15 protein-coding genes are annotated in these 18,192 nt (G+C 64.1%); 11 read left to right on the top strand and 4 right to left on the bottom strand.

Annotated features, from left to right (window positions below; genetic code table 11):
- Positions 1-51: 51 nt before the first annotated feature.
- Complete coding sequence (locus ACW9H9_RS26530) at positions 52-954, bottom strand: arginase family protein (protein ID WP_457346259.1); 903 nt, start codon at positions 952-954, stop codon at positions 52-54.
- Between the two features lie 562 nt (positions 955-1,516).
- On the opposite strand from ACW9H9_RS26530, the gene ACW9H9_RS26525 reads away from it, so the two are divergent.
- The 4 genes from ACW9H9_RS26525 (at position 1,517) to ACW9H9_RS26510 (ending at position 7,244) form a co-directional block, all read left to right on the top strand.
- Positions 1,517-2,917: an FAD-dependent oxidoreductase gene (locus ACW9H9_RS26525; RefSeq protein ID WP_457346260.1), complete on the top strand. Its 1,401-nt coding sequence runs from the start codon at positions 1,517-1,519 to the stop codon at positions 2,915-2,917.
- The gene (locus tag ACW9H9_RS26520; protein ID WP_457346261.1) at positions 2,907-4,166 is read left to right on the top strand and encodes an NAD(P)/FAD-dependent oxidoreductase; all 1,260 of its coding nucleotides are present in this window, start codon (positions 2,907-2,909) and stop codon (positions 4,164-4,166) included. Before ACW9H9_RS26525 ends, ACW9H9_RS26520 begins: the two co-directional genes overlap by 11 nt.
- Positions 4,163-5,578, top strand: coding sequence for an FGGY family carbohydrate kinase (locus ACW9H9_RS26515; protein WP_457346262.1), 1,416 nt, complete (start codon positions 4,163-4,165; stop codon positions 5,576-5,578). The genes ACW9H9_RS26520 and ACW9H9_RS26515 overlap by 4 nt, the downstream gene beginning before the upstream one ends.
- A 205-nt stretch (positions 5,579-5,783) precedes the next feature.
- The gene (locus tag ACW9H9_RS26510; RefSeq protein ID WP_457346263.1) at positions 5,784-7,244 is read left to right on the top strand and encodes an amino acid permease; all 1,461 of its coding nucleotides are present in this window, start codon (positions 5,784-5,786) and stop codon (positions 7,242-7,244) included.
- Here ACW9H9_RS26510 and ACW9H9_RS26505 read toward each other — a convergent pair whose 3' ends face one another.
- Positions 7,245-8,024, bottom strand: coding sequence for a DeoR/GlpR family DNA-binding transcription regulator (locus tag ACW9H9_RS26505; protein WP_457346264.1), 780 nt, complete (start codon positions 8,022-8,024; stop codon positions 7,245-7,247).
- A gap of 98 nt (positions 8,025-8,122) precedes the next feature.
- Between ACW9H9_RS26505 and ACW9H9_RS26500 the strand changes: the two genes are divergently transcribed.
- Positions 8,123-8,494 (top strand): DUF1937 family protein, encoded by a 372-nt coding sequence (locus tag ACW9H9_RS26500; RefSeq protein ID WP_457346265.1) that lies wholly within the window; start codon positions 8,123-8,125, stop codon positions 8,492-8,494.
- A gap of 1 nt (position 8,495) precedes the next feature.
- Here the strand turns inward: ACW9H9_RS26500 and bglX are convergent, their stop codons facing one another.
- Complete coding sequence (bglX, locus tag ACW9H9_RS26495; protein ID WP_457346266.1) at positions 8,496-10,745, bottom strand: beta-glucosidase BglX; 2,250 nt, start codon at positions 10,743-10,745, stop codon at positions 8,496-8,498.
- Positions 10,746-10,922: 177 nt separating this feature from the next.
- Here bglX and ACW9H9_RS26490 point away from each other — a divergent pair, with 177 nt between their 5' ends.
- The 4 genes from ACW9H9_RS26490 to ACW9H9_RS26475 all read left to right on the top strand — a co-directional run bounded on the left by ACW9H9_RS26490 (position 10,923) and on the right by ACW9H9_RS26475 (position 15,191).
- A complete protein-coding gene (locus tag ACW9H9_RS26490) occupies positions 10,923-11,723 on the top strand; it encodes a glucose 1-dehydrogenase (RefSeq protein WP_457346267.1) in 801 nt (266 codons plus the stop codon).
- Positions 11,716-13,542 (top strand): glycoside hydrolase family 15 protein, encoded by a 1,827-nt coding sequence (locus ACW9H9_RS26485; RefSeq protein WP_457346269.1) that lies wholly within the window; start codon positions 11,716-11,718, stop codon positions 13,540-13,542. Before ACW9H9_RS26490 ends, ACW9H9_RS26485 begins: the two co-directional genes overlap by 8 nt.
- Positions 13,543-13,696: 154 nt before the next feature.
- On the top strand, positions 13,697-14,158 hold the full coding sequence (locus ACW9H9_RS26480) for a cysteine hydrolase family protein (RefSeq protein ID WP_457346270.1): 462 nt from the start codon (positions 13,697-13,699) through the stop codon (positions 14,156-14,158).
- Positions 14,159-14,276: 118 nt separating this feature from the next.
- Positions 14,277-15,191: an alpha/beta fold hydrolase gene (locus ACW9H9_RS26475; protein ID WP_457346272.1), complete on the top strand. Its 915-nt coding sequence runs from the start codon at positions 14,277-14,279 to the stop codon at positions 15,189-15,191.
- Here ACW9H9_RS26475 and ACW9H9_RS26470 read toward each other — a convergent pair.
- On the bottom strand, positions 15,125-16,129 hold the full coding sequence (locus ACW9H9_RS26470; protein ID WP_457346273.1) for a GlxA family transcriptional regulator: 1,005 nt from the start codon (positions 16,127-16,129) through the stop codon (positions 15,125-15,127). The genes ACW9H9_RS26475 and ACW9H9_RS26470 overlap by 67 nt on opposite strands.
- 91 nt (positions 16,130-16,220) lie before the next feature.
- Between ACW9H9_RS26470 and ACW9H9_RS26465 the strand changes: the two genes are divergently transcribed.
- Positions 16,221-16,901, top strand: a complete 681-nt coding sequence (locus ACW9H9_RS26465) for a DJ-1/PfpI family protein (protein ID WP_457346274.1) — start codon at positions 16,221-16,223, stop codon at positions 16,899-16,901.
- 468 nt (positions 16,902-17,369) lie between these two features.
- Positions 17,370-18,192: nucleoside-diphosphate sugar epimerase/dehydratase (locus tag ACW9H9_RS26460; protein WP_457346275.1), on the top strand; the 823-nt coding region annotated here is incomplete at its 3' end.

The raw sequence follows: 18,192 nt of genomic DNA, 5'->3' as shown, positions 1-18,192 counted from the left end.
CAACGGGATCGGCGTATTTCACCATATTTGGAAGTCTTCTTCAGGATTTCCTTAACGATGGGCGAACGGTGCCAGTGCCTTGCCGACGGTGCCGGCCAGGCCACGGCCGCTGAGGTAGCCCGGGTCCATGTCGGGGTTGTAAATGGTGAACTGAATACCGATGGCGCGGGGTGACTGCATGGCCGTGCGCAACACGGTGCTCAGGTCGTCCCACGAAAAACCGTCCGGCTGGGGGTGATCGCAGGCCCACATGATGCTCTGGTCCAGCACGTCCACGTCCACATGAATCCAGAAGCCCTCCGGCCCGTCGACGCGGGTCAGGTGCGCCACCGCTTCATCGGCAGCATTTTCCGTGCCCAGCACGCGCACTTCATGACGGTTGAATGCCAGCAGGTCCTCGGGGATCGGTTGGCAACGGTTGCGTGCCTGGATCGCACCGTCGCGGTAGCCGAACAGCACCACGTCGTCGTCACGCAACAACGGGCGGCGGCCTTCGATATTGGCCACCACGTCCGGGCCACGGCCCGTGGCATAACCCAGGTCGCTTGCAGAGGCGGCGCCGGAGATCGGGTTTTTCTCGGCCTCATAGAAGTCGGCATGGCCGTCGAGGTAGAACAGCCCAAAGCGGCCCCGGCGATTGAGCCCCAGCAGGGTGCCGAGCAAAATCGAACAGTCGCCGCCCAGCACCACCGGGAACTCGCCGTTGTCCAGCACCTCGCCCACTTTGTCGGCCAGGCTGATGGAGTATTCGTTGATGGCATGGGGGTTCATGATCCCGGTTTCCGGGTCCCGCTCCACCCGCCACTGCGGCGATTCCACCCGACCGGCGTGGCGCGCATTCAGACGCTCGGCCAGGCCGGCCTTGAGCAGCACCTCGGGCATGCGGGCCACGCCCAGGTGAGTGGAGATGTGGCCGAGCACGGACGGCGCTTCAATGATTGCGAACTTACGCATGGAACATCCTCTTCTTGTTTAAACACGGTTTCACAACGGTTGTATGGCGTGACTACACCGGGATGCCTCGCAGGGAATACGCCATTGTGGGTTTAAAAAGTGGATATTGAGTTTTAAATGCCCGCTATCGGTCAGGGTTGTGCAGTTCAATGACCGTTTTAAACTTTTTCGCCGTCAACTTCCACATCGATAGTTGTTTTTCAACTTAGACTTAGTTGTTAAATCGCTAAGTACCGCGCCATTTGTGTGCAGCTGTAACGTGAACTTGCGCAGTTGTGTAGCAAAGTATCAGTTGGCCGAAACCACACGACCCTTAACGCCATGGCGATTTAATCGATCTTCAAAAAAACAATAAACCCTTTAAAAAACAGTCAATTGAAACGTTAAGCCGCGCCCTTGCCTGTTTTATTCCCACACGCCATCACCCGTATTTTTTTGATATGACCGAATCACGCCCCCACTAACCAACAGTTCCACACCTAAAACCACGACTGGCACATTCACTGCTCCCTTATCCCGCATCACCTGTTTTACGTTACTTGCCAAAGGGACACGCCCCACCATGAGTAAACCTTTCCCTGACCACCCCGATGTTTATGATGTCGCGATCATCGGCGCAGGCGTCGTGGGATGCGCCATGGCCCGCCGCTTTACCCTTGAAGGCGCGAAAGTGCTGCTGCTGGAAAAAGGCGCCGACATTCTTTCGGGCGCCAGCAAAGGCAATAGCGCCATCCTGCACACCGGCTTTGATGCGCCAAGCGCCAGCGTCGAACTGGCGTGTATGCAGGCGGGCTATCAGGAGTACCTGCAGATCCACGGGCAGATGAACCTGCCGCTGCTTGAATCCGGCGCCATGGTGGTGGCCTGGAACGAGGCCGACCTGAGCAAGCTCGACGGCATCCTGCAACAGGCCCACGACAATGGCGTGGACGATGCCCACCGCATCGACGCAGCGCAGGTACGTCGCGCCGAGCCGCACTTGGCCCACACTGCGCTCGGCGCCGTGGTGGTGCCGGGCGAATTTCTGATAGACCCGTGGTCGGCGCCCCTGGGTTATCTGTCCCAGGCCATCGCCCACGGTGCCCGGGTGCTGCTGGGCACTGAGGTCCAAGACGGCCATTTCGACGGCGACTGCTGGCACCTGTCCACCCCGCACGGCACTCACCGCGCGCGCACGGTGATCAACTGCGCCGGGCTGTTCGGCGACCTGCTGGAGCAACGCTTGCTGGGCACCCGCACCTTTAGCATCCACCCGCGCAAAGGCCAGTTCGTGGTGTTTGACAAGGCGGCCGCCCGCTTGCTCGGCCACATCGTGTTGCCGGTGCCCGACGAACGCACCAAAGGCATCGTCATCACCCGCACCGTGTTTGGCAATGTGCTGGTGGGGCCCACCGCCGAAGAACAGGACGACCGCGTGCACGCCGCCCTGAACCCTCAGGTGCTGGCGCAGCTGATCGACGCCGCCGTCACACGGATCCCCGCCCTGGCCGACATGCCCGTCACCGCCACCTACGCGGCCCTGCGCCCGGCCAGTGACAAAAAGGAATACCGCATTCACCGGCACGCCGAGCATCACTGGATTACCGTCGGCGGCATTCGCTCCACCGGGCTCACCGCCGCATTGGGCATCGCCCGTCACGTGTTCCAGGTGTATGACCGGCGCCATGAGGCCCTCACGTCATTGACCTGGCCGCAATTGCCAAACCTGGCCGAGCACTTGCCCAGGGATTACCAGCAGGCGGGCTACGGCGAGATCGTGTGCCACTGCGAATGGGTGACCTCGCGGGAAATCCAGGCAACCTTCGACAGCCCCCTGCCCCCCGGCGACCTCGGCGGCTTAAAGCGCCGGACCCGCGCCTGCATGGGCCGCTGCCAGGGCTTTTACTGCGGCGGCCGTGTCGCCCAATTGAGCGCCGGGCGTCTCGCCCTGCCGTTAGCCACGGGGGTTGCCCATGAAGCCTGAACAGGTAGACGTGGCGATTATCGGCAGCGGTCCGGCCGGGTTGTCGGCGGCCGTCGAGCTGCGCCGCCAAGGCGTGCAAAACGTGGTGGTGATCGAGCGTGAAAACCTCGCCGGTGGCGTGCCGCGCCACTGCGGGCACCCGCCGTTCGGGTTCCGGGAGTACGGCCGGCTCTACACCGGGCCGGATTACGCCCGGCGCAACGTGGACGAGGCCATCAGCGCCGGTGTCGACCTGCGCCTGGGGCACACCGTCACCCACCTGGAGCCTGGCGGCCACCTGCAGTTGGTCAGCGACTCAGGCCCCTCGACCCTGCATGCCCAACGAGTACTGCTGGCCACCGGCGTGCGCGAAAACCCGCGTTCGGCGCGCTTGATCGGCGGCGACCGGCCATTGGGGGTGATCAACACGGGAGCGCTGCAAACCTACCTGTACTTGCACAACCTCAAGCCATTCGAGCGGCCGCTGATTGTCGGCACGGAGCTGGTCAGCTTGTCGTCGATCCTCAGTTGCCGCCGTGCCGGAATCAAACCCGTGGCGATGATCGAAACCAACATGCGCGCCACCGCCCGCTGGCCGCTGTCGCTGTTCCCCAAGCTGTGCGGGGTGCCGGTGCATTACGGTGCCCAATTGCTGGAGATCCACGGCACGGGCCGCGTCGAGGCCGCCAGCGTGCGCCTGGCCAACGGGCAGGTGCAGCGCGTGCCGTGTGACGGCGTGTTGCTCACCGGCAACTTCCTGCCCGAAGCCAGCCTGGTGCGCCAGAGCCACCTGCACCTGGACCCGGCCAGCGGCGGCCCGGTCATCGACCAGTACGGCCGCTGTTCCGACCCGGCCTACTTCGCCGCGGGCAACCTGCTGCGCCCGGTGGAAACCGCCGGTTGGTCCTGGCGCGAAGGGCGCAAGATCGCCCGCCTGCTGGCCCGCGACCTGCGCGGCGAAATCCCCCGCGCCCACCACACGCTGGCGATCACCTGCAGTGCGCCGCTGAAGCTGTGCGTGCCCCAGCGGTTCGCGCCCACCGGCGTCGCCGGCCTTGAACATTTGCAATTGCGGGTCGCCAAGGCCACCCAAGGCGTACTGACCGTGCGCGCCGACGGCCAGCCGATCTGGAGCCGCACGCTGGCCTGCCTGCCGGAGCGCCGCATCCTGATCCCCATCGCCCGCCTCAGGCTCAGCGCGAGCATCCAGCAACTTGATGTCGACTTTGTCGGCCATACCCCCGAAACCCGCCGAGGAGAGACACCATGAGAATTGCCGCCCTGGACCAGGGCACCACCAGCACCCGCGTGTTGGTGGTGACGCAAGACGGCTCGGCCGATATCCAGCTGGCCCTGCGTCACCAGCAGCATCACCCGCAACCGGGCTGGGTCGAACACGATCCACTGGAACTGCTGGCCAACCTGCAACGTTGCCTGGAAGCCACCGGGCATGTCGACGCCATCGGCCTGGCCAACCAGGGGGAAAGCTGCCTGGCGTGGGATGCGCTCACCGGCGAGCCGTTGTCGCCAGTGATCGTGTGGCAAGACAACCGCACCGGCGCCGCCATCGAACAGTTGCGCGCCGCGGGCGGCGAGGCGCTGACCCTGGAGCGCGCCGGGTTGCCGCTGGACCCGTATTTTTCCGCCAGCAAACTGAGCTGGATCGTGCAGCACCTGCCCGCCGCGCAACAGGCACTCAAGGCCGGCCGCCTGCGCCTGGGCACCAGTGACGCGTGGTTTCTGGACCGCCTCACCGGGGTGTTCGCCACCGACATCACCACCGCCTCGCGCACCTCGTTGATGAACCTTGCCACCGGGCAATGGGACCCGCAGCTGTGCGCGCTGTTTGGCGTGCCCCTGCATACCCTGCCGCCGATTCGCGACACCGTCGGTTCTTTTGGCGAGATCGGCGCAACCCCCGTCACCGCCTCGGTGGTCGACCAGCAAGCCTCGCTGTACGGCCACGGATGCCGCAATGCCGGTGACGCCAAGATCACCTTTGGCACGGGCGCCTTTGCCTTGACCCTGACCGGCGACCAGATCATCCGCGCCCCCGACAAAGGCCTGCTGGCCACCGTCGCCTGGCAAGTCGATGGCAAGCCTGTCTACGCCATGGACGGCGGCGTGTACGACGCCAGCGCCGCGGTGGAATGGGCCGGGCGACTGGGCTTGTTCAACGATTTTTCTGAACTCGCAAGCTTCGACGAGCCCCCGGCCATCGGCCGCAGCCTGGCGTTCGTGCCCGCGCTGTCGGGCCTGGCCTGCCCGCACTGGGACCGCAGCGCCGCGGCCTTGTGGGTGGGCATGCACGGCGGCACCACCCGCCAGGACATGTGCCAGGCGGTGCTGGAAGGCGTGGCCCTGCGCAGCGTCGAAGTGATCAACGCGATGGACCAGTTCCTGAGCGTCACCGATCGCCTGTGCATCGATGGCGGCCTGGCGCGCAGCCCCTACTTTGCGCAGTTTCTCGCCGACGCCTTGCAACGGTGCATCGTCACCCAGCGCTTTGACGAACTCACCGCATTGGGCTGCGCCGCCCTGGCCGCACGCGGGCTGGGGGTGCAACTGACCATACCGCGCAACACCCGCACCGAGTTTTACCCCAAGGTCAGCGCGGCGACGGCCCAGGGCTGGGGGGACACCTTCAGCGAAGCCGTCATGCGCTGTCGCAGCTGGCGCTGAGCGAACGGTGACGACAGGCCTGTCGTCACCGGCACCACGGCCAAGGGAATGACCGGTCCATTGCGTTGAAACAGGCAAAACCACAACAAGAAAACACCCTGGCATACCCAGTGCGTTACCCCCGTTAAGCCTCAGGTTTCGCCGGTCGTTGACTCGACCGGCGGGCTGAGTCTTGTCCTTGGTTTTTATTGAAGGAGACATTGCGATGTCTGAGATTCTCTCAAGTGCGCACACCTCGTCCGAGAGCAGCACCGGCTACAAGGAACAATTTGAACGCTCCCTGGGCAAGTTCGAGTCCTTCGCCGTCGCCTTCTCGTTTATCTCGATCACCACCGGGTTGTTTTCCACCTACGGTTCGGTGCTGATCTCCAGTGGCCCCATCGGCATGTGGACCTGGCCCATCGCAACCCTTGGCACCTTGCTGGTGGCCCTGGTGTTCGGCCTGCTGGCCAGCAAAATCCCTTTGTCGGGCTTCAGCTACCAATGGGCCAGCCGCCTGGTCAACCCGGTGTTGGGCTGGTGGTTTGGCTGGATGAGCTTTGCGTTTATCGCCGTGGTGCTGTTGGCGGTGGACTACGGGCTGGCGCAGGTGGCGCTGTTTCCGCTGTTGGGGCTGGACTATTCCCCCGCCGCCGGGGCGATCACCACGGTGGTGGTGTTGTTTATCCAGATGCTGCTGATCATCTGGTCGACGCCGATCCTTACCTGGATCAACAACATGGCGGTGGGCGCCGAAGTCATCGCCATGATCGGCCTGATCGTCGGCATCGGTATTGCCGTGACCTTTTTCGGTAAGGGCCACGCCTCCAACCTGCTGTCCACCGGCATTGCCCCCACCGAGCATTACTACGGCTGGCTTGGCCCGTTCATGCTCTCGGGCCTGCTCGGCGCCTTCACCCTGGTGGGCTGGGAAGCGGCGGCGAACCTCGCCGAAGAAACCCTCAACCCCAAACAAGTGGTGCCGCGTGCCATGGTGCATGCGGTGCTTGCCAGCGGGGTCATGGGCACGCTGTTTCTGATGGTGATCGGCATGGGCCTGGGCGACCAGGTGGCCGAGCTCAGCAGAAGTTCGGCGCCAGTGGCCGATGTGATTCGCATCACTTTGGGCGAAACCCTGAGCAAGATCATCCTGGTGGTGGTGTGCGTGGCGATCTTCGCGTGCGGCCTGGTGATCATGACCAGCAACAGCCGCCTGATCCACGCCATGGCCCGTGACGGCCGCCTGCCGTTTTCCGACGCGTTGAGCTATGTCCCACGGCCCACCGGCGGCCCGCTGTGGGCAACGCTGGTGGCGGCGCTGATCCCGATGATCATCGTGGCCAGCTTCTACAGCGACGCCGACGCCCTCACCCAGATCCTGGGCGCCGCCACCCTGCTGCCCGCCCTGCTCTACAGCGCCACGGTGTTGCTGTACATCGGCACCCGCCACAAACACCTGCACCACGCCGACGACTTCACCCTGGGCAAGTGGGAATGGCCGGTAGTGGCCGGCGCCTGCCTGTGGCTGTTCGTGGAGCTGTGCGTGTTCATCATCCCGGCGGACTTTCGCGTGGCGCAGTACTACGTGCTCGGCCTGATCGGCGTGGGGGCGCTGGTGTTTGCCAGCGTGTGGCTGACCCGGCGCAAGCAGTTGGAGCAGATGCCGCCGATCCAGCATTACCTGTAATTACCAATCGGCTTTCTGACCGGCCGGCGCCTCGTGCACCTCGACGTTGGCGCGGGCCAGGGCAGCGGCCAGTTCCCCCACGGGTTTGCGGTCGATGATCAACCGGTCGATGCGCGCCAGGGGGAACACCTGGAACAAGGCGCTGCGGCCCAGCTTGGACGCGTCGGCGATCACCGTGAGGTAGCGCGCGCGGGCAATCATGGCGCGGGCGATTTCGGCCTCTTCGATGGAGAAGTCGAACGCACCGTCAACGCTCAGCGCACCGATGGTGACCACCGCATGTTCGGCGTTGAAGCGGGTGATCTGCTCCAGCGCCAGCGGGCCGCTGTTCTGGTTGGATTCGGGGCGGTACTCGCCACCGATCATGAACACCCGGTTGCCGCTGGCGCCGATGCTCTCGGCAATTTGCAGGGAGTTGGTGATCACGGTGATGCGGTTGAGCCGCGACAGCTCCCGGGCAAAAAACAGCGTGGTGGTGCCGGTGTCGATCAACAGGCTGTCGCCCGGCGAATACAGCCCGGCGGCGTAGCGCGCCACGGCGCGTTTCTCTTGGGAGAACTCGTTCATGCGGGTCTGGAACGCGTTTTCGTGCTCGCCCCGCGGCGGCAACGAGGCGCCCCCGTGAAACTTGGTGACCTGGCCTGCGTCGCTCAGGTCGGCCAGGTCACGGCGGATGGTTTCTTGCGAGGAACCCAAGGTACGGGCCAGTTCGTCAACGGAGATGCGTTCGCGTTGGCGTAACAGTTCGAGGATGTGCTGGCGGCGTTCGTTGGGGCGCATCGCGGCTCCATAAGTGAGTGAGGGACGGCTGAAACAGACAATAACGGTCAATAAATCAACATATTTCACACAATTAATCCACATAAAAAGAGGTTTTTATGCGCAAGATTTTTCTCGCCTGCCCTTACAGCCACGCCGATGCCAGCGTGGTCCACGAGCGTTTCCTGGCCTGCAACCAGGTGGCAGCCCGCCTCATCGAGGCCGGGCATGCGGTGTTCAGCCAAGTGTCCATGTCGCACCCGATCAACCTGGCCTTTGTGGACAAAGACAACGCGGCCATCGGCAAGCTCTGGGCCCCCGTGGATGCGGTGTTCATGGAACTGCTGGACGAGCTGATCGTGCTGGACTTGCCAGGGTGGGAGTTGAGCGGCGGGATCAAACGCGAGATGGAATTTTTTGCCCAGCGTGGGCGCCCCGTGAGCCTGTGGTCACACGTCGCGAACACCCAAGGGCTTAAGGCGCCGAAATGACTTAACGCAGCTCGAAGCGCTGCGTTTCAACGTTTACCGAGTCCAGGCCGATCTGTACCTCGAACGTGCCGGGCTCGGCGGCGTACTGCAGGTGGGCGTTGTAAAACTTCAGGTCGTGTTCACCCAGGGCGAACGTAATGACTTTGCGTTCGCTCGCCTCCAGCATGACTTTTTCAAACCCCTTGAGTTCCTTGACCGGGCGGCTGACCGAGGCGACCACGTCGCGGATGTACAGCTGCACCACGGTTTCTCCCCGGCGGGCGCCGGTGTTCGTCAAGGTGACCTGGGCGGTTATTTGCCCGTTGCGCGGCATGATTTTGCTCGACAGCCTCACCGTCGACAGGCCAAAGCGCGTGTAACTCAAGCCATGCCCGAACGCAAACAGCGGGCCCACCGGCTCGTCGAAATACTGCGACGTGTAATTACGCGGCTCACCGGGTATGTAAGGGCGCCCGGTATTGAGCACGCTGTAATAAACCGGCACCTGGCCGACAGAGCGGGGAAAGGTCATGGCCAGCTTGCCCGACGGGTTGTAGTCGCCCCACAGCACGTCGGCAATCGCATTGCCGCCCTCGGTGCCGGCGTACCAGGTTTCCAGCACGGCATCGGCCTGCTCGACCTGCTCGCCAATCGCCAACGGCCGCCCGTTCATCAACACCAGCACCAGCGGTTTGCCGGTGGTTTTGAGGGCCCTGATCAACTCGCCCTGGTGCCCGGGCAAATCCAGGCGGGTGCGGCTGGCGGCCTCGTGGGACATGCTGCGCGCCTCCCCCACCACGGCAATGATCACGTCGGCCTGGCGAGCGACCTGCACCGCTTCGTCGATCATCTGCGCGACCGGGCGCGGGTCGAATTCGATTTCGTCATCGCCCAGGTAGCTGATCACGTCCGGGTCCTGCGTGACGTTGGCACCTCGCGCATACAAGAGCCTTGGCCCCGCCACCTGTTGCAAGCCGTCATACACACTCACCGCCTGGTGGGGGTCGCCAAGGGCGGACCAACTGCCCAGGATGTCCAGGCGGCTCTTGGCCAACGGGCCGATCACGGCCAGCGTGGCGCTGCGCGCGAGCGGCAAGGTCGCCGCACGGTTTTTCAGCAGCACCAGGGTTTTGCGCGCCACGTCCCGCGCGTATGCGCGATGCAACCGGCGGTGCTCAACAGGGCCTTGCGCGGCGTTGCCGAGGCGTCGATAGGGGTCGTCAAACAAGCCCATGGCGTACTTGGCCGCCAGCACATCGTGCACGGCCTGATCGATGACCGGCCCGGCGATGGCTCCCGAGCGGATCAGCGCGGGCAACGCCTGGGCATAAAACGTGTCATTCATGCTCATTTCCACACCAGCCTGAAGGGCCTGTTGCGCGGCCTCGGCGGCGTTGCCGGCCACGCCGTGGGCGATTAACTGCTGCACCGCGCCATGATCGCTCAGCACCAGCCCGCCAAAGCCCATCTGCTCGCGCAGCACCTCGTGCAACAGCCAGCGATTGGCCGTGGCAGGCACGCCGTTGACCGACCCCAACGTGACCATCATCGCCCCGGCCCCGGCCTGGATCGCCGCCTGGTAAGGGCCAAAATACTGCTGGTGCATCTGCCGCAGGCTCATGTCCACGGCGTTGTAGTCACGCCCGCCTTCCGCCGCCCCGTACAGGGCAAAATGCTTGGCCGCCGCCATAAGGTTGCCGCGGGCGCACGGGTCCTGGCCTTGAAAGGCCCGCACCATGACCGCGGCCATGCGCGAGGCCAGGTACGTGTCTTCGCCCAACCCTTCGGACACCCGCCCCCAACGCGCATCGCGACTGATGTCCACCATGGGCGCAAAGGTCATGTTCAGGCCGTCGGCACTTGCTTCCAGCGCAGTGATGCGGGCGCTCAGCGCCACGGCGTGGGGGTCCCAACTGGACGCCAACGCCAGGCCGATGGGGAAAATCGTGCGGTGCCCGTGCACGCTGTCAAAGCCGAAAAACAACGGAATGCCCAACCGGCTACGCTGCACGGCGGCGTCCTGCAAGGCGCGCAGTTCGGGCAGTGTCGCCATGCCGAACAGGCCCCCCACCTGCCCGTTGGCCACCTGTTCCAGGCGCTCGGTCTGCGTGGCCTCGTGGCTCACCAGCCGCAGTTGCCCGGCCTTTTCTTCGGGGGTCATGCGCGCGACCAGCGCCCGGAGGAACACCTCGCGCTCGGCAGCGTCACGGGGAGCGGCCGGGGCCCCCGTGATGACCAACAGGAAAAAAAGCGCGGCGAGGGCCTGTCTCATCAGCTTCACTGGCAGGGCTCAAGGAGCCCACAGCATCGGGTAAGGGCGCCCGCGCATCTACTGTCACTTATGACAGGTCAGCCCCAGGCCCCGCGCCTGCGCCCGCCACGCAGCGCTGAACTTGTACCGCGTGCCACCAGTCAGCTGACTGGACTCTCTGAAAAGGCAGGACAGGCAATGCGCATTTCGTTGGAGCAACAAGTGGCGCTGGTCACCGGCGCCAGTTCCGGGATTGGGGCGGGGGCGGCCAAGGCGCTGGCAGAGGCCGGGGCGGCGGTGGTGTTGAACTACAACGCCCAGCCGGCCCCGGCCCAAGCGCTGGCGGCGCAGATCAACGCCAACGGTGGCCGGGCGATTGCGATTGGCGCCGACGTGTCCCGCGAGGCGGACGTGGAGCGGCTGTTTGCACAGACCCTGGATGCGTTTGGCCACCTGGACATTCTGGTGGCCAATTCGGGCCTGCAACGGGACGCCGCCGCCGTGGACATGACCCTGGACGACTGGAACGCAGTGATTGGCGTCAACCTCACCGGCCAGTTCCTGTGCGCGCGGGCGGCGCTGCGTATTTTCAATCGCCAGGGGGTTCGTGAAGGCGTGTCGCGGGCCGCCGGGAAAATCATCCACATGAGCTCGGTGCACCAGCAGATCCCGTGGGCCGGGCATGTCAATTACGCCGCCTCCAAAGGCGGCGTCGATTTGCTGATGCGCACCCTGGCGCAAGAAGTGAGCCCACAGCGCATCCGCATCAACGGCATTGCGCCAGGGGCGATTCGCACGGCCATCAACCGCGCCGCCACTGAAGGCGAGGCCGAGCAGGCGCTGCTCAAGTTGATCCCCTATGGCCGCGTGGGCGATGTGCAGGACGTCGCCAACGCGGTGGTGTGGCTGGCCAGTGACGCCTCCGATTATGTGGTGGGCAGCACTTTGTTCATTGACGGCGGCATGAGCCTTTATCCGGAGTTTCGTGGCAATGGTTGATTTGAAAAACGAGGCACAAAGTGCGATCGATGCCCATGGCATCATTGGTGACATGCGCAGCGCGGCATTGATCAACGACAAGGGCAGCGTGGATTTTTTCTGCTGGCCGGAATTCGACAGCCCGTCCATTTTCTGCGCGCTGCTGGACACCCCCGACGCGGGGATTTTCCAACTGACCCCCGACCTGCCCGACGCCCGCCGCGAGCAGATCTACCTGCCCGACACCAACGTGCTGCAAACCCGCTGGCTGAGCGATGAGGCCGTGGTGGAGATCACCGACCTGCTCACCGTCAGCGAAGAGGTCGATGACCTGCCGCTGCTGGTGCGCCGCGTGCGGGTCGTCAGCGGCAAGGCCACGCTGCACATGCGCTGCGCGGTGCGCCATGACTACGCCCGCGCGCGCACCGAGGTGTCGCTGGACAGCGGCGATGCGTGCTTCAGTGCCACCGGCCAACCCGGCCTGCGCCTGGCCAGCAGCCATGACCTGCAAGTGGACGGCGACGCCGCAGTGGCCTGCTTGACCCTCCAGCAGGGCGAAGGCGCCGAGTGGGTGCTGGGGGCCGTGGAAGACCCACGGGTCAAAAGCGGTGACACCGATCGGCACCTGGAACGCACGTTGAAATTCTGGCGCGGCTGGATCAGCCAGTCCAACTACCGCGGGCGCTGGCGCGAAATGGTCAACCGCTCGGCCCTGGCCTTGAAGCTTTTGACCTCGCGCAAGCACGGCGCGATCCTGGCCGCCGCCACCTTCGCCCTGCCCGAAACCCCGGGCGGCGAACGTAACTGGGACTACCGCTACACCTGGATCCGCGACGCCTCCTTCACCGTCTACGCGTTCATGCGCCTGGGGTTTGTCGAGGAAGCCAACAGCTACATGCGCTGGCTCAAGGGCCGGGTGAGCGACTGCTGCGGGCAGCCGATGAAAATCAATATCCTGTATGGCCTCGACGGGCGCCAGGAACTGCCCGAAACCGAGCTGGGCCACCTGAGCGGCCACGGCGGTGCGCGGCCCGTGCGTATTGGCAACGAGGCTTACACGCAGGTGCAGTTGGATATTTTTGGCGAGCTGATGGACGCCGTGTATTTGGTCAATAAATACGGTGAGGCCATCTCTCACCAGGGCTGGAAACACACGGTGGAAGTGGTGGACCAGGTGTGCGAAACCTGGAACCAGCAAGACGTGGGCATCTGGGAAATGCGCGGCGAGCAGCACCACTTCCTGCACTCGCGCCTGATGTGCTGGGTGGCGGTGGACCGGGCGATCCGCCTGGCCTCCAAACGCTCGCTGCCCGCGCCGTTTGCCCGCTGGGATGAAACCCGCCAGGCGATCTACGCCGACATCTGGAGCAACTTCTGGAACGAAGAACGCGGGCATTTTGTGCAGCATATCGGCAGCACGGCGCTCGACGGGTCGATGCTGCTGATGCCACTGGTGCGCTTTGTCGCCGCGACCGACCCGCGCTGGCTGTCCACATTGGAAGCAATCGAGAAAAGCCTGGTGCGCGACGGGATGGTGTACCGCTACCGCAACGACGACAGCCAGATAGACGGGCTGCAAGGGACCGAAGGTGCGTTTGTGGCGTGCTCGTTCTGGTACGTGGAATGCCTGGCCCGGGCTGGCCAGGTGGAAAAGGCGCATTTGGAGTTCGAGCAGCTTTTGCGCTATGCCAACCCGCTGGGCCTGTATGCCGAAGAGTTTGACGGCCAGGCGCGGCACTTGGGCAATACACCGCAGGCCTTGAGTCATTTGGCGTTGATCAGTGCCGCGACGTTTCTGGATCGCAAACTGAGTGGGGAGAAGACCACGTGGCAGCCCTAAGCGCGGGCCGCCGTCGGTGGCGGTAAGTGGGACTGCAGAGTGAGTGGCCACCTGCACTCACCTGGCGCCTGCGCTTTGGGGCTGAACCGGCTTTTGTGGTAACCGGTGTTTGTCAGGCAAACTGCCTGGCCTTTCCACCGTTGCCGGAAACGCCATGCGCCAGGTTCTACTGATCATCGATGTGCAACCCTCCTTCGCCCCGCCCGACTGGCTGGTGGAGGGCATCAACCGCCTGCTGGGCCGGATGCCTTCGGTGGCGACAGTGGAGCGCCATGACGAAAGCGTCACCCCTTTCGCGCGCCAATTGGGCTGGCAACCCGCGCCGGATGACGACAGCCTGATCGCCGCCGACCGCATCTTCATCAAGCACGGCTACGCGCCCACGCCCGACACCCTCCTGCACCTCAAAAGCCTCGCACCAGAGCGTGTGCTGGTGTGCGGCATCCAGACCGACACCTGCGTGCTGGCCGCCGGGTTCGCGCTGTTTGACGCCGGGTTGCAGCCGACGCTGATCAGCGACCTGACCGTGGGTTCCTCACTGGACCGCACCGGCCAGTTGGGGGTGGAGTTGTGGCGGCATCACTTCAAGCACGTTATCTGCCATGCGCAGATTTGAACGCCATCCCACCCGGCACGCGGGCTAGACAAGTCAACCAATCGTCGTCATTCACACCTACGCACGTCACACCCACCGGCTACAGTGGTCACACCTTTGATCGCCCCCCGGGATTGCCATGACCGCTATCGCACCGCTGCTCTACACCCGCACCCCCCTGCTCGATATCGCCTACGAGGCCCATGGCCCGCAGGAGGGGGAGGCGGTGATTCTGTTGCACGGTTTCCCGTATGACCCACGCGCCTATGACGCGATTGCGCCGGTGTTGGCCGCGCGCGGTTATCGGGTGTTGGTGCCGTATTTGCGCGGGTACGGCCCTACCCGTTTTGTGGATGCGCAGGTGATGCGCTCCGGCCAGCAAGCTGCGCTGGGCAAGGACTTGCTGGATTTCATGGATGCGCTGGGCATCGCCACGGCCACGCTGGCGGGGTATGACTGGGGCGGGCGCGCGGCGTGTATCGTCGCGGCGTTGTGGCCGGAGCGGGTGCGCGGGTTGGTCACGGGGGATGGGTACAACATTCAGGACATCGCCAAATCGATCACACCCAGGGCGCCAGAAAAGGAGCACCGCTTGTGGTATCAGTTCTACTTTCACACCCAGCGGGGCGCCGACGGGTTGACGACCAATCGGGCTGAGCTGTGCCAGTTGCTCTGGTCGCTGTGGTCACCGACCTGGGCCGAGGGGCCCGCGCTGTATGCCCACACCGCGCCGTCGTTTGATAACCCGGATTTTGTCGAGGTGGTGATCCACTCTTATCGCCACCGGTTCATGTACGCGCCCGGCGACCCGGCGCTGGAGTCGATCGAGCAGGCGCTGGCGTTGCAGCCGGTGATTTCGGTGCCGACCCTGTCGTTGTGCGGGGCCGATGACGGCGTGGGGCCTGCGCCGCAGGTGGATGATGACGTGGCGCACTTCAGCGGGTTTTATCGCCGGCAGGTGTTGCCGGGCGTGGGCCACAACATTCCTCAGGAGGCGCCGCAGGCCACGCTGGATGCGCTGCTGGAACTGCTCGGCGCAAACCGTTCGCGGTAAGCCTGGGGTGTCACCGACAAGGCCCTGAGAAAGCTGCGGCGCAGGGTTTCTTCACAGCCAAAACCGCATTGCACGGCGATGCGCTTGATCGAGGCGCTGCTGTCTGCCAAGTGGCGGCGTGCGGTTTCCACGCGGATCAGCTCCACGGCGCGGGCGGGCGTCTGGCCGGTGGCGTTGCGGTAGTGACGCACAAAGCTGCGCTCGCTCATGCCCGCCTCGGCGGCCAGGGTGGCGACGCTCAGGTCCAGGTGCAGGTGTTCGGCGATCCAGGCGTGCAGCTCGGCAAACCGGCTGCCGCCCTCTTGCAGGGACAAGGTCACGCTGAACTGCGCCTGCCCCCCGGGCCGCTTGAGAAACACCACCAGGTGACGCGCCACTTCCAGTGCCGCGGCGCGGCCCAGGTCGGCTTCCACCAGGGCCAGGCACAGGTCGATACCGGCGGTGACCCCGGCCGAGGTCCACACCGCGCCTTGGCGGATAAAAATCGGGTCGGCTTCCACCTGAAGCTTCGGGTATTTGCGCGCCAGCTCTTCACACCGGGTCCAGTGCGTGGCTACGCGGCAGCCGTCGAGCAAACCGCTGGCCGCCAACAGGAACGCGCCGGTGCACACCGAGGCCATTCGGCGCGCCTGCACGGCCTTGTGGCGAACCCAGTCGACCAGCGCCGGGTCTTCGGCGGCGCCGTAGACGCCCCAGCCTCCGGCGATCACCAGGGTGTCGCAGGGCAAATGCGCGGCAGGCAGCGGCGCGGCCACCAGCGCAAGGCCGGCAGAGGTCAGCACCGGCTCGGCCTGCGCCGCAATCACGTTGACCGCATAAGGCACCGCCAGCCCCTGGGAACGCGCCAGGTCGTTGGCCGAGGCGAACACTTGCAGCGGCCCGGTGACGTCGAGCACCTGCACATTGGGAAACGCGAGGACATGGATGATCTTGGGCATGATTTGGCGTAATTAGTGGGCTGTATGGCGTATGCGCCAAAGCCTAGGCCACTAGAGTGGAGCCGTCCACCCCACCCTCAGGAGTTTGCGCATGACCTTGCAGATCGGCTTTCTGGTGTTTCCCGGCCTCCAGCAACTGGACCTCACCGGGCCCTACGACGTACTGGGCGCCTTGCCGGACGTGACACTGCACCTGGTGGGCAAAGACCGCTCGCCGGTGGCCTCAAGCACCGGGCTGGCGTTCACGCCTACCACCACCTACGACGAGTGCGCGGTGCTGGACGTGGTCTGCGTACCCGGCGGTGCAGGCGTGGGGCCGTTGATGGAAGACGCGCCGACCCTGGCGTTTCTCAAGGCCCAAGCGCTGACGGCGCGTTATGTGACCTCGGTGTGCACCGGCTCCTTGGTGCTGGGCGCCGCCGGTTTGTTGCGCGGGCGCCGGGCGACCACCCATTGGGCCTATCACGACCTGCTGGCCCCGCTGGGCGCCATCGCGGTGCAGGAGCGCGTGGTCCGTGACGGCAACCTGCTGACCGGTGGCGGGATTACGGCGGGGATCGATTTTGCCCTGACCCTGGTGGCCGAACTGTACGGCGAAGCACAAGCGCAACGGGTGCAATTGCAGATCGAGTACGCGCCCGCCCCGCCCTTTAACGCAGGCCGGCCAGAAACCGCACCGGTGGCGGTGCTCGAAGACGCTCGCCAACGCACGGCATCGTCGCGCAAGGCCCGCGCCGAAATCGTCGCCAGGGCGGCCGCGCGATTGGGCTGAACCGGTGGGTGCGGTGGGAGCCGGTGCGCTTCCATCGCCTCACCCACTCGACCGTCGAACGCCCTTGGCGCCCCCCGCGTGAACCCCGCTTGTCCCCCTTCCTACACCCCGTCAAAAAAAAGCTTCTGCACCTTGCAGGAAAATTCTGATTTTTGTTCCTACACTCCAAAACGCCAGCATTTTTAACAACAAACCAAAAAAAATAGAACGATCTTGTCAATTATTTGTCGAGGGGAACCCTACCTGATGTGCCTAGAACGCCACTCTCAAAGTAAAGTCAAAACCTTGACGACCAATACAAAGAGAACCATCCTTTAGCCACTACTGCGCAAATTCCCCGTAAACAAGATTGGTAATTGCGTATTACCCAGAGAAGCATCGTTGGATTCGCGACATTTGTAATGCGACCCCTGCCTTACGGATGAGCAGTCGAACATGGAAGCCCTGGCGTGCAATGAGGGATGTGTTATGCGTGACAAGTCGTCTGTCGACAGCCTGTTTCTGACCCGGGCTGGTTTCATCGAGTTTTTTGTTGTTTTTGTGAAATTGATCCACGGCGCCACCGCCATTTTGCCAGCGCTGGTTTTAGCCTTTTACCCCGAGCCCATGGCGCCTGAACTGCGCAGCCATTTCCTGGGCCTGTTGGTGTTTTTCGCGGTACTGACGCTGATTCTGTTCCACGCCCTGGGCGTGTATTCCGAAGAGTTGTTCAGCAATCGCCTGCGCTTCAGGACCATGCTGGTGGCCTGGTCGTCGGCGTTTTGCATCTTGCTGTTCATGTACCAGATCCTGGCGATGTTCCCGCAATTCAACCCCCGCAACCTGGTGGTCTGGTACATCGCAAGCCTTGCGTTGTTCGGCCTGGAGCGGGTGCTGATGCTGCGCCTGTACCGCCACCTGATGAAGGGCGGCAAATACCTGCAACGCACCGTGATCCTGGGCTTCACCGACACCGCCGTGCACGTGGCCGACCACCTGCGACGCAACGGTGACATTCGCTCGGGCCTGATCGGTTTTATCGACGACCGCACCGAACGCATCCCCAAGGAGTTGAGCAACCTGCCGTTGCTGGGCAATACCCGCGACCTGGAAAAGCTGATCCGCTCCGAACAGGTCAACCAGGTGATGATCACCCTGCCCTGGGCCGCCGAGCAGCGTATTCATGGGTTGGTCAAGCGCCTGCGGCAGATGTCGGTCAACGTGATGCTGGTGCCCGACATGGCCGCCCTGCGCTATTGTACTGTTTTCGAAATAATTTACTTATTGACTACGGCTTCAAGTGCCTCGCGCG

It is taken from the genome of Pseudomonas sp. SDO5215_S409, assembly GCF_054071325.1.
The sequence above is the reverse complement of the archived record's forward strand: the minus strand, read 5'-3'. Positions and strand labels throughout refer to the sequence as shown.

What these genes read in the sequence shown, in the direction of transcription:
- ACW9H9_RS26520 (WP_457346261.1), top strand. Translation starts at nt 2,907, where the DNA reads ATGAAGCCTGAACAGGTAGACGTGGCGATTATCGGCAGCGGTCCGGCC.
- ACW9H9_RS26500 (WP_457346265.1), top strand. Translation starts at nt 8,123, where the DNA reads ATGCGCAAGATTTTTCTCGCCTGCCCTTACAGCCACGCCGATGCCAGC.
- bglX (WP_457346266.1), bottom strand. Translation starts at nt 10,745, where the DNA reads ATGAGACAGGCCCTCGCCGCGCTTTTTTTCCTGTTGGTCATCACGGGG.
- ACW9H9_RS26510 (WP_457346263.1), top strand. Translation starts at nt 5,784, where the DNA reads ATGTCTGAGATTCTCTCAAGTGCGCACACCTCGTCCGAGAGCAGCACC.
- ACW9H9_RS26515 (WP_457346262.1), top strand. Translation starts at nt 4,163, where the DNA reads ATGAGAATTGCCGCCCTGGACCAGGGCACCACCAGCACCCGCGTGTTG.
- ACW9H9_RS26505 (WP_457346264.1), bottom strand. Translation starts at nt 8,024, where the DNA reads ATGCGCCCCAACGAACGCCGCCAGCACATCCTCGAACTGTTACGCCAA.
- ACW9H9_RS26485 (WP_457346269.1), top strand. Translation starts at nt 11,716, where the DNA reads ATGGTTGATTTGAAAAACGAGGCACAAAGTGCGATCGATGCCCATGGC.
- ACW9H9_RS26470 (WP_457346273.1), bottom strand. Translation starts at nt 16,129, where the DNA reads ATGCCCAAGATCATCCATGTCCTCGCGTTTCCCAATGTGCAGGTGCTC.
- ACW9H9_RS26490 (WP_457346267.1), top strand. Translation starts at nt 10,923, where the DNA reads ATGCGCATTTCGTTGGAGCAACAAGTGGCGCTGGTCACCGGCGCCAGT.
- ACW9H9_RS26525 (WP_457346260.1), top strand. Translation starts at nt 1,517, where the DNA reads ATGAGTAAACCTTTCCCTGACCACCCCGATGTTTATGATGTCGCGATC.
- ACW9H9_RS26465 (WP_457346274.1), top strand. Translation starts at nt 16,221, where the DNA reads ATGACCTTGCAGATCGGCTTTCTGGTGTTTCCCGGCCTCCAGCAACTG.
- ACW9H9_RS26530 (WP_457346259.1), bottom strand. Translation starts at nt 954, where the DNA reads ATGCGTAAGTTCGCAATCATTGAAGCGCCGTCCGTGCTCGGCCACATC.
- ACW9H9_RS26480 (WP_457346270.1), top strand. Translation starts at nt 13,697, where the DNA reads ATGCGCCAGGTTCTACTGATCATCGATGTGCAACCCTCCTTCGCCCCG.
- ACW9H9_RS26475 (WP_457346272.1), top strand. Translation starts at nt 14,277, where the DNA reads ATGACCGCTATCGCACCGCTGCTCTACACCCGCACCCCCCTGCTCGAT.